The organism is Rhizobium sp. Root1334, assembly GCF_001426665.1.
Classification (GTDB): domain Bacteria; phylum Pseudomonadota; class Alphaproteobacteria; order Rhizobiales; family Rhizobiaceae; genus Pararhizobium.
The window spans coordinates 564,634-577,077 of record NZ_LMEY01000012.1; the positions used below are offsets into that span (position 1 = coordinate 564,634).

The 12,444-nt window shown below is 60.6% G+C and carries 14 protein-coding genes; 6 read left to right on the forward strand and 8 right to left on the reverse strand.

What is annotated here, in order from left to right; translation table 11 throughout:
• Positions 1-6 precede the first annotated feature (6 nt).
• Positions 7-453, forward strand: a complete 447-nt coding sequence (locus tag ASD36_RS16735; protein ID WP_060505140.1) for a hypothetical protein — start codon at positions 7-9, stop codon at positions 451-453.
• A gap of 3 nt (positions 454-456) precedes the next feature.
• On the opposite strand, the gene ASD36_RS16740 is transcribed toward ASD36_RS16735, so the two are convergent.
• Together ASD36_RS16740 and ASD36_RS16745 are read right to left on the reverse strand one after the other, a co-directional pair.
• On the reverse strand, positions 457-1,479 hold the full coding sequence (locus tag ASD36_RS16740; RefSeq protein WP_060505139.1) for an aldehyde reductase: 1,023 nt from the start codon (positions 1,477-1,479) through the stop codon (positions 457-459).
• Between the two features lie 119 nt (positions 1,480-1,598).
• The gene (locus tag ASD36_RS16745) at positions 1,599-2,738 is read right to left on the reverse strand and encodes a DUF2336 domain-containing protein (RefSeq protein WP_060505138.1); all 1,140 of its coding nucleotides are present in this window, start codon (positions 2,736-2,738) and stop codon (positions 1,599-1,601) included.
• A 78-nt stretch (positions 2,739-2,816) separates the two neighbouring features.
• Here ASD36_RS16745 and ASD36_RS16750 point away from each other — a divergent pair, with 78 nt between their 5' ends.
• Positions 2,817-3,521 (forward strand): hypothetical protein, encoded by a 705-nt coding sequence (locus ASD36_RS16750; protein WP_060505137.1) that lies wholly within the window; start codon positions 2,817-2,819, stop codon positions 3,519-3,521.
• 10 nt (positions 3,522-3,531) lie between these two features.
• Here ASD36_RS16750 and ASD36_RS16755 read toward each other — a convergent pair whose 3' ends face one another.
• On the reverse strand, positions 3,532-4,134 hold the full coding sequence (locus tag ASD36_RS16755; RefSeq protein ID WP_060505136.1) for a flavin reductase family protein: 603 nt from the start codon (positions 4,132-4,134) through the stop codon (positions 3,532-3,534).
• Positions 4,134-4,718 (reverse strand): nitroreductase, encoded by a 585-nt coding sequence (locus ASD36_RS16760; RefSeq protein WP_060505135.1) that lies wholly within the window; start codon positions 4,716-4,718, stop codon positions 4,134-4,136. The genes ASD36_RS16755 and ASD36_RS16760 overlap by 1 nt, the downstream gene beginning before the upstream one ends.
• A 112-nt stretch (positions 4,719-4,830) precedes the next feature.
• On the opposite strand from ASD36_RS16760, the gene ASD36_RS16765 reads away from it, so the two are divergent.
• Positions 4,831-5,838, forward strand: coding sequence for a hypothetical protein (locus tag ASD36_RS16765; RefSeq protein WP_060505134.1), 1,008 nt, complete (start codon positions 4,831-4,833; stop codon positions 5,836-5,838).
• A gap of 4 nt (positions 5,839-5,842) precedes the next feature.
• On the opposite strand, the gene ASD36_RS16770 is transcribed toward ASD36_RS16765, so the two are convergent.
• A complete protein-coding gene (locus ASD36_RS16770; protein WP_060505616.1) occupies positions 5,843-6,682 on the reverse strand; it encodes a lysophospholipid acyltransferase family protein in 840 nt (279 codons plus the stop codon).
• A gap of 148 nt (positions 6,683-6,830) precedes the next feature.
• Positions 6,831-8,819: a threonine--tRNA ligase gene (thrS, locus tag ASD36_RS16775; protein ID WP_060505133.1), complete on the reverse strand. Its 1,989-nt coding sequence runs from the start codon at positions 8,817-8,819 to the stop codon at positions 6,831-6,833.
• Positions 8,820-9,044: 225 nt separating this feature from the next.
• Between thrS and ASD36_RS16780 the strand changes: the two genes are divergently transcribed.
• Complete coding sequence (locus ASD36_RS16780; RefSeq protein WP_060505132.1) at positions 9,045-9,920, forward strand: helix-turn-helix domain-containing GNAT family N-acetyltransferase; 876 nt, start codon at positions 9,045-9,047, stop codon at positions 9,918-9,920.
• A gap of 140 nt (positions 9,921-10,060) precedes the next feature.
• Here the strand turns inward: ASD36_RS16780 and ASD36_RS16785 are convergent, their stop codons facing one another.
• On the reverse strand, positions 10,061-10,702 hold the full coding sequence (locus tag ASD36_RS16785; RefSeq protein ID WP_060505131.1) for a dihydrofolate reductase family protein: 642 nt from the start codon (positions 10,700-10,702) through the stop codon (positions 10,061-10,063).
• Between the two features lie 145 nt (positions 10,703-10,847).
• Between ASD36_RS16785 and ASD36_RS16790 the strand changes: the two genes are divergently transcribed.
• Together ASD36_RS16790 and ASD36_RS16795 are read left to right on the forward strand one after the other, a co-directional pair.
• Positions 10,848-11,198, forward strand: a complete 351-nt coding sequence (locus ASD36_RS16790; RefSeq protein WP_060505130.1) for a metalloregulator ArsR/SmtB family transcription factor — start codon at positions 10,848-10,850, stop codon at positions 11,196-11,198.
• The gene (locus ASD36_RS16795) at positions 11,182-11,661 is read left to right on the forward strand and encodes an SRPBCC domain-containing protein (RefSeq protein WP_060505129.1); all 480 of its coding nucleotides are present in this window, start codon (positions 11,182-11,184) and stop codon (positions 11,659-11,661) included. Before ASD36_RS16790 ends, ASD36_RS16795 begins: the two co-directional genes overlap by 17 nt.
• A 254-nt stretch (positions 11,662-11,915) precedes the next feature.
• On the opposite strand, the gene ASD36_RS16800 is transcribed toward ASD36_RS16795, so the two are convergent.
• Positions 11,916-12,443 carry a DUF1697 domain-containing protein gene (locus tag ASD36_RS16800; RefSeq protein ID WP_082512216.1) on the reverse strand — a complete coding sequence of 176 codons (528 nt, stop codon included), beginning with the start codon at positions 12,441-12,443 and terminating at the stop codon, positions 11,916-11,918.
• Position 12,444 lies beyond the last annotated feature (1 nt).

Sequence of the window (12,444 nt, forward strand, 5' to 3'; positions counted from 1 at the left end):
TCCACGATGGTTCCTGCCCTGATCGTCATGACAATTCTCGGCTGCGACGATAGCGTCAGCCAGTGCCACTACGTCTCGACCGTCAGCGGCACGTGGCAGAGCATTGCCGTCTGCGATGCGGAATCACAGAAACAATTGCCGAAATTCTCCAACGCCAATTATCCGGTGATCGTCGCGGTCTGCGAAACATCCGGCAACACGATGGCAGACGCCAAGGATCCCGCGCCTGTGCCCGCAACGCAGCCTGCTCTCGATCAGGCGCATGCCGTTACGAAGGATGCCGTCCCGACACCACCCACGACCGAACAGAAACAGCCTAGCTTGCCGCGCCGGACATTGGCGATGGTGACAGGAGCTCTGCCCGACGCCTCGGACCTGCGCAATGCGGTGACCAAACCCGTCCACTATATCGAGGACGGCTATTCCTGGGTGGCCCGGAAGTTTACAAAGTAAACCCTATACCAGCCCGGCAGCGATCAGGCTTTCAGCGCTGGCGCGGATTGCCTCGTCCCCTGAACGCGGCCTCCAGCCGAGCAGACGCTTTGCCTTTTCATGCGACACGCGCTGGTCGCGGCCGAGTTCGGCGACGATCAGTTTCAGGCCGGGATCGAAGCGCGAGGCAACGCCCGCCAACCAGTTGGGCAAAACGAATTTCGGCAGTTTTTTCCCGTAGGCTGGAAAGTCCCGTTTCAAGACCCGGGCAATATGCTTGATCGACAGCGCCTCGCCCGCAATGATGAAGCGCTCGCCCGCAGCCTTTGGTATCGTCATGGCAAGAACATGCGCCTCTGCGGTATCGCGCACGTCGACGACAGGCACGCTGAAATCCGGCATGGCGGGATAGCGGCCTTTCAACAGGCTTTTTACCACACCGACCGACGTTCCTGTCTCCGAGCCTAGGATGGGTCCAAGGATCATGCCCGGATTGACGACGGCGAGTTCAAGGCCTTGTTCGTGTGCAAAGGCCCAGGCGGCGCGTTCGGCCAGCGTTTTCGACTTGTAGTAGGGCGTTGCAAGCACGCCATCGACATCGGTCCAGTCCGTCTCCGAAAAAGGCGCCCTGCCCGCCCCATAGCTGATGGCGGCAATGGAGGATGTCAGAACCACGCGGCTGACACCGGCGTTCTTTGCAGCGCGCAGCACGCGCAACGTTCCCTCCCGCGCCGGCAGAATGAGGTCATTTTCATGCCTGGGAACGCGTGAGGGAAAAGGTGACGCGGTATGGATGACGTGCCCAGCTCCTGTAAGGGCATCATCCCATCCGGCGTCTACCGTGAGATCCGCGACAACGAAGGAGAGCTTTCCCTGAATTGCGCCGTCAACCGAGCGGATCGCCGCCTCGATGGCCTGCGCCTTTTTCATCGACCGCAGGGTTCCGCGAACCTCGTAGCCTGCACGCAGCAAAGACGCGGCGACGTGACCCCCGAGGAAACCGCCTATGCCCGTCACAACGACCGGCCTTGTCGTATCGTTCTTCATTGCCACACTCCGCACCTGCCGCACCGATCTTCATCAGCTACATGGTGGGTTTGGCACCCTGTGTCAAAGGCGGACTGTCCGGATTGTTCTGCAACGCGCCAGCGCAGAAGCAGCCAGGGTCAGGCCGCTTCCCGTGCAGCGAGCAATGCATAGTCGCGGGCGGTCTGGCGCTGTTCGGCAATCGTCAGCTTCTCGATGAGGCCGGCAAGTCCGCCGGACGCATCGGAGGCCTGGCTCTTGCCACGCAGTTTAGACAACAGGGCGGCAGAGATGGTGGCCGTCACAGTAGACGAGCCAACCCGGTTTTCCTTGCGCCAGATCAGCACGGCTTCGGCAAACAGGGCGCTGACATCGCGACCAAGGCCCGCACTTTCGAACAGCGCCCGGATGGCGTGGATACGGCCATCCGACAGGATCGAGCGCACGCGCTTGTCGGCGACATCGGACAGGTTGACGATGGCCGCAGCAAAAAAATCGACCTTGCCGGAACACAGGGCGTTCAGAAGGAAGGCTGGCGTCAACCGTCCCGTTACCCTGAGATGTTCGACGAGATTGGGAATCTGATCAGGTTGGGCAGCGCCGGCCATGCCGACGGCCGCCTTGTCACAGGCTTCGCGGGTGATCCGCTCGACACGGCGCTCGCCAATGGCGGCCTGCACGAGGCCAAATCCGGAAAGGGCCGTTCCGACCTTTTCGACCAGCGCATGCCGGGCATCGGCCGGCAGATCGTCACGGTCGAGCAGCGTATTGCGGACCGACCAGAGATGGCCGAGCCGGTCACTCAGGCGCTTCAGCGTCCGGCAGGAGAACCGCGCCTGCCCGTTTTCAAGCAGGATCAGAACCTCTTCCTCACCGCCGATTTCGGCGATGGCGGCAGCAACCGGGCGTGACATAGACTGGCGGGCGGCGATGACTGCGCGGGTCTCCGGCGTCCCCTTGGCAGCAAGATCGACAAGATCCATATCGTTGAGCACAGGAGAACGCGAAATGACGGCATAGGCGGTTTCAGGCTGGTCTTCGGCAAGCGACAGAATGATGGTCCGTGGAATGCGCGCGCAATCTGCAATGGCTTCGGCCAGCGCCAGCCGAACTTTCGGCGAGGGATCATCGAGAAGAAAGGTCATTGCCATTTCGGCCGCATGTTCGTCGAGCGTATTCATTTCGGCCGCGACATAGGCACGGCCCAACGCCTGCGCTGCGCGAACCCGATCCCCGGTTTTCGCGGTTTCAACCCAACGAAGAAATGCTTGAATGATCACCGACGCCTCACTACACACCAACCAGCCCAATCATGGTGCCGGTTACGTTAGCGATCAAAGGTTTAAGATTGGTTCACCATGTCCGTTAACCGCTTCGAAATCACGCTGCCGATGATGTGCGCAACGCCGGATGCGCTGCCGCCAAAGTCCGCCACCGGCGGGGCATCGACCGTGATCCTCGATATCCGCGGGGACTGGATAACCAAGAGCGCAGCCGATCAGGCGCGGCGGATAATTACACACCGGCAATCAGCCTCGACGCTGCTTCGCGTCGGCAGGCCAGACGACGAGGCCGGGCAGACGGCGATCGGGCAACTGGCGACACTGCGGCCGCATGGCTTTGTGCTTTCCGGCTGCGGCGGTGCCGCCGATATCCAGAAATTCGATGTCATGCTGCGGGTCGCGGAAGCCACCCACGGGATCGATGCGGGATCGATCGGACTGGTTGCCGAGCTTGGCGGGGATTTGGCGTTTCTTCTCTCGCAAGCTTCCCTGAAAGACGTGTCGCGCCGGCTGATAGCGATCATTTTCGACGGTAACGGCGTGACACAGGCGACGGCAAGCCAAACGTTCAACGCGGCGGCATCAAGGATGGGTGCACCGCTTCTCCTTGCCCGTGGCGCCGCCGTCATCAAGGCGAGGCAGGCAGGCATAGACTGTTATGAACTGCTGAAAGGCGCGGATGGCGACCCGCGGATCACTCGCGACATCGCTCTTGCCGATGGTTTTTCCGGCGTGGTGGCGCGCAATGCCGCCCAGCTTGAGGCGCTGTCGCCGTCCTGAGCGGCCAGCCCTAGCGTTTGGGCCGGAACATTTCGAAGACGTCTCCGGATTCGCAATAGTCCATGTATCCCATGCGGCCGACCGGCCGGACCTTGGCCATGTCAAGCCGCCCGTCGCGGATCGCCTCGTCACGAATGTGAATACCGACAACCTGGCCGATGACCACGTGGTTTTCAGACAGCGTACCGTCGAGCGCTTTCGGCCGGAAGATTTCCGTGACCTTGCATTCGAGGGCGGCGTAAGCTTCGGCAACGAAGGGCGCTTGGACAAACTGGCCTTGGACCGGCGTCAATCCGGCAAGCGCGAATTCGCTCTCACCATGTGGCACCGGAGCCGACGTGACGTTCATCGCTTCGCGGATGTCAAAGCTGACTAAATTGGCGGTGAATTCACGGGTTTCCTCGATGTTGCGGACCGAATCCTTGCGGCCGGCCGAGGAGAACATCACCATTTTCGGCGCGTCGCTGATCGCATTGAAGAAGGAATAGGGCGCCAGATTGAGGCTGCCATCGGCAGACCTCGATCCGATCCAGCCGATCGGCCGCGGAGAAACGATGGCCTTGAACGGATCATGGGCAAGACCATGGGCGTTTTCCGCAGTCGCATAAAACATCAGGCGTCCTCGCCAACCCAGGTGACGATATCCGCAAGCTCCGGCCGCGGGCGCTCCGTCGGCGGAACCTGCGGCGTGCCGATATGGATGAAGCCGGCGACCTTTTCACCGGGCTGAACGCCGAGCAGCGGATAGGCCTTTTCATCGAAGGCATACCATTCGGTCAGCCAGTTCGAGCAGAAGCCGAGCGCGTTGGCAGCCATGAGCAGGTTAAGGCAGACGGCGCCGGCCGACATCACCTGCTCCCATTCCGGCACCTTGAAATGCGGCGCTGCCTTGCTGACGACGGCGACGACGACGGGCGCGCGCGACAGGCGGGCGTTTTCCACCTTGATCATCTCTTCGGAAAGATCGGGCTTGGCTGCGAGCGCCATTTTTGCCAGTTCGGCACTGATACGCACCCGCTCCTCGCCGCGATAGACGATGAAACGCCAAGGCGCCAGCTTGCCGTGATCCGGCACGCGCGAGGCAAGCGTCAGCATCTCTTCGATCTCCGCTGTGTCCGGTCCAGGCCCGCTCATTTGAAAGGCTGGAATAGACCTTCGGGTTGTCAGATAATCGCGCAGGCTGATTTCAGTTTTCATCGCCGTCCATTTCCACTAGTTTGCCACCGCACGCCGCCACCAAGCAGGCAGCCACGAAATTGCCATATCGGCGTTTCAAGTGGAGCCACACACTCAGGATGTCAACCACCCCATGCGCATCAAGGCCGGTCATGTTCGCGCTCTCGTCATAGCGCTTGTTCTTGCAACAGTTGGCGCCCGTGCGCCGCAGGCGCAGGAGCTTGCCGACCCCTTCAAGGCCTTTCCGGCGATCTCCGCTCCATCCAAGAAGATGCCAAAGCTCAACAGCTTCAATCCGACCAACCCGGATGCCGCGACGCAAGGTCCGACCGCAAAGGACATCCAGCTGGAAGCGCATCTGACGGAAAAGGGCAATGCCGTCGAGCAGGGCCTGACCTGGCGCGTTTTCAATCCCATTCCCGGTTCAGACGGCAAGCTGCCGCTGGTGGCGACATCAGAAGGCGGCTCGGCCGCGTTCCAGCTCATTCCCGGCGAATACTTCGTCAATGTCGCCTTCGGCCGCGCCGGCGCGACACGCAAGATCCGGGTGGCGGACGCTGGCCTCCCTGAAAAGCAGGTGCTGGTGCTGGATGCCGGTGGCGTCATGCTCAATGCCGTCTCCGGCAGCGACGTGCGTATCCCGCCGGGAGAACTGAGCTTTTCGATCTTTTCGGCTGATTCGAAAGAAGATGGCGAACGCGCCCTCGTGGTTGCCGACGTCAAGCCCAACACGGTCGTTCGTTTGAACACCGGCACCTATCACGTCGTTTCCAACTATGGCTCGGTCAACGCAGTCATTCGCGCCGATATCCAGGTCGAAGCCGGTAAACTGACAGAAGCGACGATCCAGCACCGCGCGGCCAAGCTGACACTGAAACTTGTCTCCGAACCCGGCGGCGAAGCGATTGCAGATACGGCCTGGTCGATCCTGACCTCGTCGGGCGACGTCGTCAGCGAAAGCGTCGGTGCTTTCCCGACATTGGTGCTGGCCGAAGGCGGCTATTCGGCGGTCGCGCGCAACAACGAGAAAATTTTCCAGCGTGACTTTACCGTCAAGGCCGGCGTTAATACCGATGTCGAGGTCTTGCTCAACGACAAGGGCGTGCAGCCAGCCTCCGGCGCCACGGACGCGCAGGACTGAACGGTTACGACGCCCGGCTGAGAAACCGGCGGCGTGGCGGTGCCATGCAGAACACGCCGTCATAGATCCGCGTCAGGATATCCTTGCGGTCGGCAATGGCGCTCAGTTCTTCCCAGGCAATCAACTGGCCGATGCGCGACGAGATCGTCGTACCGGAAAGACGGCGGAACTCGCGGATCAACAGCGAGATACGCAGCGTCATCGACACCTTGCTCGCTAGGTGAAACAGCCTGCCGTTCTGGCCTTCGAAATAGATCGGGATAACGCTTGCCTTGGCGGTCTGGATGAGTTTTGCCGGAAACATCTTCCACGGCAGGTCTTCGGCCCTGCCGAATCCCTTTCTTGCCGTGGCGACGCCGCCGGCCGGAAAGACGATCAGGGTGACGCCTTCCTTCAGCAGCCGCACCGCTTCGTGGCGCGTCTGCATGTTGATCGCCAGCGCTTCCTTGGTTTCCTCAAACGAGATCGGCAGCGAATAGGGCGCCATTTCCGGCACCTTCAAGAGTTCGTTGTTGATCAGCACGCGGAACGGGCGGCCAAGCTGTTCGGCCAGCGACAGAACGGCAATGCCGTCGCCGATGCCGAAGGGATGATTGGCGACGATGACAACAGGGGTATCCGGCAGATGGCGCGGCGGCCATTCGCCCTGGATGCGGACGCGCACATTGATCAGATCCAGCATTTCCCCGAAAATCCGGTCGCTCTTGCCGACGATTGTATCGCGCCATTGCGTGTAGAGCCTGGCATAGCGATTGCGCCCGGCAAGCCCTTCCATGGAACGGATAAACCAACGTTTTAGCCGTCGATCGTTCTCGTTGGCGTAAGACAGCTCTTTGAACTGCACGTTGTTCCCCGCTCCATGAAAGCTGCGCCGATAGAGGCGCAGCAGCGTCATCCGGATAATCTGCGAATGTTACAGTTTTCTGACAATAGACTGAAGGTGCGGTCCTGCCACACCTTCTTTATTAGATCATACACAACTTAGCGAATGATCAGGCGGAAGCCTTGCTCCGGCGTTCGGCCTTGCGCTTTACATCCGGCGGCGTTGCTTCCGACACCAGCGAGGCAATGGCGTCGTCCAGCGTCATCGGTGTCTGTGCCTGCGAGCCCAAGCGGCGGATGTTGACCGTCCGCTCTTCGGCTTCGCGCATGCCGCAAACGATGATCACCGGAACCTTGGTGACCGAATGCTCGCGGACCTTGTAGTTGATCTTCTCGTTGCGGAAGTCGGTCTCGACCTGAAGACCGGCATCGCGCAGCAGTTCGGCAACTTCACGGCCGTAATCGTCGGCTTCCGACGTGATGGTGGCGACGACGACCTGCAGCGGCGAGAGCCACAGCGGGAAATGGCCGGCGAAATTCTCGATCAGGATGCCGAGGAAACGTTCCATCGAGCCGCAGATGGCGCGATGGATCATCACCGGCTGCGTCTTTTCCGAGTTGCTGTCGATATAGAAGGCACCGAAGCGTTCCGGCAGGTTGAAGTCGACCTGCGTCGTGCCGCACTGCCATTCACGGCCGATGGCGTCCTTCAGCGTGTATTCGAACTTCGGGCCATAGAAAGCGCCCTCGCCCGGCAGGATGCCGGTCTTGATGCGGCCTTCCGACTGCTGTTCGATCGTCTTCAGCACGTCCATCATGACGCTTTCGGCACGATCCCAAAGGGCATCGTCGCCAACGCGCTTTTCCGGACGGGTCGACAGCTTGACCACGACTTCCTTGAACCCAAAATCCTGATAGACCGACAGGATCAGGTCGTTGATGCGCAGGCACTCCGCCGCCATCTGCTCGTCGGTACAGAACACATGCGCGTCGTCCTGCGTGAAGCCGCGCACGCGCATCAGACCATGCAGCGCGCCCGAAGGCTCGTAGCGGTGAACGTTGCCGAACTCCGCAAGCCGGATCGGCAGTTCGCGGTAGGATTTCAGGCCATGCTTGAAGATCTGGATATGGCCGGGGCAGTTCATCGGCTTCAGCGCAAAAACGCGCTCGTCGTCGGTTTCGTCACCGGCGACCGTCACCTTGAACATGTTGTCGCGGTACCAGCCCCAGTGACCCGAGGTTTCCCAGAGCGACTTGTCGAGCACCTGCGGCGCGTTGACTTCCTGGTAAGTGCCAGCCAGACGGCGGCGCATATAGGCAACCAGCGTCTGGAAGACGCGCCAGCCCTTGCCGTGCCAGAAGACGACACCCGGGCCTTCTTCCTGGAAATGGAACAGGTCCATTTCGCGGCCAAGGCGGCGGTGGTCGCGCTTTTCGGCTTCGGCCAGGATATGCAGATACTGGTCGAGTTCTTCCTGCGTACGCCAAGCCGTGCCGTAGATGCGCGTCAGCATCGGGTTGTTTGAGTCACCGCGCCAATAGGCACCGGCCACCCGCATCAGCTTGAAGGCATTGCCGATCTGACCGGTGGAGGCCATATGTGGACCACGGCAGAGATCGAACCAGTCGCCCTGATAGTAAATCTTCAGGTCCTGATCGGCGGAAATCGCATCGACCAGCTCGACCTTGTAGGCTTCGCCCTTGTCGGCAAACACCTGACGCGCCTTGTCGCGCGGCCAGATTTCCTTGGTGAAAGGCTTGTTGCGCTGGATGATCTCCTTCATCCGCTTTTCGATCTTCGGCAGATCGTCGGGCGTGAAGGGCTCGTTCTTGGCAAAATCGTAATAGAAGCCGTTCTCGATCACCGGGCCGATGGTCACCTGCGTGCCGGGCCACAATTCCTGCACGGCCTCGGCCATGACGTGGGCGGTATCGTGGCGGATCAGCTCCAGGGCGCGGGCATCTTCGCGGGTGACGATCTCGAGCTTGCCGGTGACGACGGGATCGGACAGGTCGCGCAGCTCACCATCCAGCGCGATCGCGATGGCCTTCTTTGCAAGCGACTTGGAGATCGATTCGGCAACTTCGCGTCCCGTCGTGCCAGCGGCATAACCGCGGACGGAACCATCGGGAAATGTAAGGGAAACAGCGTCAGACATGTTTTCTTCCTTGTCCAGTCCCGCCAACGAATGCGGGTGGTGTACGGTGAAGGCCGGCAAAGCCGGCGCGTGCGGTGCGCGGTATAGAGGGAAAACGGGGCGATTGGAAGAGGTGTGAACCCAGTGGCCGTTTCGCGGCGCACCTGCCATACCAGCAAGCCAAAACGCATGGGCTCGATCATACCGAAATTGACAGAGGCAATTACCTGACTTAAGTCAGACAATATGACCCATGATCCTATCTCCCGCGTTCGCCGCTTCAACCGTGCCGTCACCGCCGAAGTCGGCGCTCTCGACACATCGTTCCTTGGGCGCGGCCGTCCGCTGGGCGCCGCTCGTGTTCTCAATGCGATCGGCCAGGGGCAATCCGAAATAGCCGCTATTCGCGATTATCTCAGTCTCGATTCGGGCCTGATGAGCCGCCTGCTGCGCGGTCTGGAAGACGAAGGCCTGATCGAGACGGTGCCGGATCAACAGGATGCGCGCCGCCGCGTCGCGCGATTGACCGATACCGGCCGCTCCGAATTCCAAGAATATGAAGCCCTGTCGAATGCCCAGGCGAAAACATTCCTGACACGCCATAGCAGCCCGGAGCACCTTCTCCGGGCCATGGACATCGTCGCCAGTTCCCTGAGGCGTGACCACATCGCGCTCGAGGAGAAAGATCCCCGCCATGAGGACGCCCTGTACTGTCTGGGCGAATATTACGGCGAACTCGCCCGCCGCTTCGACAACGGCTTTGATGTATCGCTGTCCCGTGATCCCGACGCCAAGGACATGATCCGTCCGCGCGGGGCGTTCCTGGTCGCCATGTCGGATGGCCTGCCGGTCGGATGCGTCGGGTTGAAAGGCAGCGGCGGCGATGTCGCGGAGATCAAAAGGCTCTGGGTCGCACCTTCAGCGCGTGGCCTTGGGCTCGCCAAACGCCTGATGACATCAGCCGAGGCCATTGCCCGTGACCTCACCATCAAAATCCTTCGTCTGGATACCAACAGCGCATTGCCGGAAGCAAAACAGCTTTATCGCGGCACCGGCTGGACCGAGATCGACCGCTTCAACGACGATCCGTACCCGGACACTTTTTTTGAGAAGCGGATTTAGAGGGCGGCGCAGGGCTGAAGGGAAACGGGGATTGGATGTTTGAAATTAAAGAGCCGCTATTGGGGCCGTAATGCGAGAAGCGGATGCCTGAGTTAGGGTATGGCTGTGATTGACGGTCCAAGATCGACCCAGCTCAGGACCTAGCGTTGGAAGGTGATGTGGATGGTGCCACTCTCGGCCGTTTCCGACTTGACCGTATATCCGCCCTCCAGACCACGCAGATCGTCCCAAAGGCGTATGCCCCGCCCCAACAGAATCGGCACAATGGCAACATGCAGGCGGTCGACAAGTCCGGCCTTCAGATAGTCGCGCACCATGCTGGGGCCGCCGCCAATTCTGACATCCTTGCCGTTGGCAACGCTTGTGGCCTGCTGCAGCGCGTCAACAGGGTTCGTCTCTATGAAGTAGAACGTGGTGCCACCCGCCATTTCGATGGCGGGGCGAGGCTTGTGGGTCAGCACAAAGACCGGGCAGCGGAACGGCGGTTCGTCGCCCCACCACCCCTTCCAGTTCGGGTCATCAGGAAAGTTATGCAGGCCGAATTTACCGGCCCCCATGATTTCCGCGCCGATATTGTCGAAGTAATCCTGCGCATACTTATCGTCTATGCCAGTGGTGCCTTTGCCGCTGACGTCCTTGAGCACGCGCTCCTGGAATGTCCTGGTCGCGACGTAGGCACCGACAAGGCGCATCCAGTCTTCACCAAATGGTTTTTCGGGGGTTTGATCAGTGGTTGTCGCGAAGCCATCAAGCGAAATGATAAGATCGACACGAACGGCCATTCGAACACTCCTTCTGAAAGTTTGAAGCCGCCTCGATATTTGGCGACCATACACTAAGGTGTTTGCCTTTGTATTTTACGCCAAATAGAAAGGCAAGTACCTAATTATTATTGACCCACATCCTGATCCGTTCTAACTGAGTCAAATGCCTCACCATTCTGCCCCACTCGATCTTGCCTTTCACGCGCTCAGCGACCCGACCCGCCGCGCGGTGGTGTCGCGGCTGGTCGAGGGCGAGCTGCCGGTAACCGCACTGGCCGAGCCATTCGACATGGCGCTGCCCTCCTTCGCCCAGCATCTCAAGGTACTGGAGGATTGCGGATTGATCGTCAGCGAGAAACGTGGGCGCAGCCGCTGGTGCCGGCTGGAGCGGGCGCGCTTTTCCGAGGCGGCAAACTGGATGGAAGCGGAGCGCCGACGCTGGGCCGAGCGGCTCGACCGGCTGGAAACTTATTTGGACAGGACGGAAGAGAACAACGATGGAAAAGCTGTTTGAAACCTGGTCGCTCGACCGTGAGATCGTGCTGGTGAAGGTGCTGAAGCACCCGCGGCATAAGGTCTTCGCCGCGTGGATGGACCCGAAAGCGTTGGCGCAATGGTACGGTCCGGCTGGCCTGACTATCGAGAGCCACAACGCCGACATCCGCGAGGGCGGGGAATGGCGCTTCGACATGGTGGGCGTGTTTGAAGGCCGACAGCAGCGCTTCGCCAATCTCATGCGCTTCTTGAAGGTCGTTCCGAACGAGCTGATCTTGGTAGACTATGGCACCCCGGACCCCAACGATCCGGAACGCTTCTACATGACGATTACCTTCGATGAGCAGACCGACGGCAAGACCGTGCTGACCATGCGCCAGCTTCACCCAAGCCGCGAACGTCGCCAGGTGGTCGTTGGTTTTGGCGCGGTGGAGTACGGCTTGCAGACGCTTGATAGCCTCGTCACTTGGTTGGACGGTTGAACGCTGCTCATCTGGATAAGTCGGCAGTCGCCGCACCATCGTGTCCATAAACGACGTCTTTCAGGAGTTTGCAGTTCAATATCCGACATTGGGGCAAGAGCGGACAATCGTGGATATGGAGAGGAATACCTGCATTGGTGCTGAGCGCTCTCCAAGCAACGTGACACCCTCCCCCGAGCAGACCGAAGAATGGTGTCGTGAATGTGAAGCCCTGCGGGACAGCGGCAACGCGCCTGAAAATCCGCAGCCCCGCCTCAGCCGAGCATGGCGCAAAGCCCGTTGACGGTGTTGGCGTTGCGTGTTGTGCCGATGCCGAGCTTCTTCGTGGTTAGATGCGACAGCAGTTTCGTCCCGCTCGGTTTGCCGGCGAAATCGATCCAGAGGTCGCCACCGACAACGGCCAGCCGGATCTGCGGTTCGGCGATGCGCGCAAGCGGTGCCAGCGCGGCCTCGGCCAGCGGCTTTCGCATCACCCGCACCACGACATTGCCACCCTCGCCCTCAGCAAACGGGTTGTCCGCGGCAAGCCGCCTCCAGTCGCCTGCGGTGCACACGATGATATCGACATGTTTGCCGAAGCGCGCACGAAAGGCGGTCTCCAACCGCTCCTCGATCACGCAAACCGGCGCATCCTCCGCCGCAAAAACCAGATTGCCGGTGGAAACCAGCGTGCGGGCATCGGCAAAGCCCGCGTCCTGCGCCATCGCCCTCAGATCGGCCATGACGACGCGGCGTCCGGGGCCAAGCACGATCGAATGCAGCAGAGCGACATAGGTTGCCACA

Coding starts and splice junctions, on each gene's coding strand:
- ASD36_RS16795 (WP_060505129.1), top strand. CDS start 11,182: ATGGAAAAGCTGTTTGAAACCTGGTCGCTCGACCGTGAGATCGTGCTG.
- thrS (WP_060505133.1), bottom strand. CDS start 8,819: ATGTCTGACGCTGTTTCCCTTACATTTCCCGATGGTTCCGTCCGCGGT.
- ASD36_RS16740 (WP_060505139.1), bottom strand. CDS start 1,479: ATGAAGAACGATACGACAAGGCCGGTCGTTGTGACGGGCATAGGCGGT.
- ASD36_RS16780 (WP_060505132.1), top strand. CDS start 9,045: ATGACCCATGATCCTATCTCCCGCGTTCGCCGCTTCAACCGTGCCGTC.
- ASD36_RS16765 (WP_060505134.1), top strand. CDS start 4,831: ATGCGCATCAAGGCCGGTCATGTTCGCGCTCTCGTCATAGCGCTTGTT.
- ASD36_RS16755 (WP_060505136.1), bottom strand. CDS start 4,134: ATGTTTTATGCGACTGCGGAAAACGCCCATGGTCTTGCCCATGATCCG.
- ASD36_RS16790 (WP_060505130.1), top strand. CDS start 10,848: ATGCCTCACCATTCTGCCCCACTCGATCTTGCCTTTCACGCGCTCAGC.
- ASD36_RS16750 (WP_060505137.1), top strand. CDS start 2,817: ATGTCCGTTAACCGCTTCGAAATCACGCTGCCGATGATGTGCGCAACG.
- ASD36_RS16735 (WP_060505140.1), top strand. CDS start 7: ATGGTTCCTGCCCTGATCGTCATGACAATTCTCGGCTGCGACGATAGC.
- ASD36_RS16785 (WP_060505131.1), bottom strand. CDS start 10,702: ATGGCCGTTCGTGTCGATCTTATCATTTCGCTTGATGGCTTCGCGACA.
- ASD36_RS16760 (WP_060505135.1), bottom strand. CDS start 4,718: ATGAAAACTGAAATCAGCCTGCGCGATTATCTGACAACCCGAAGGTCT.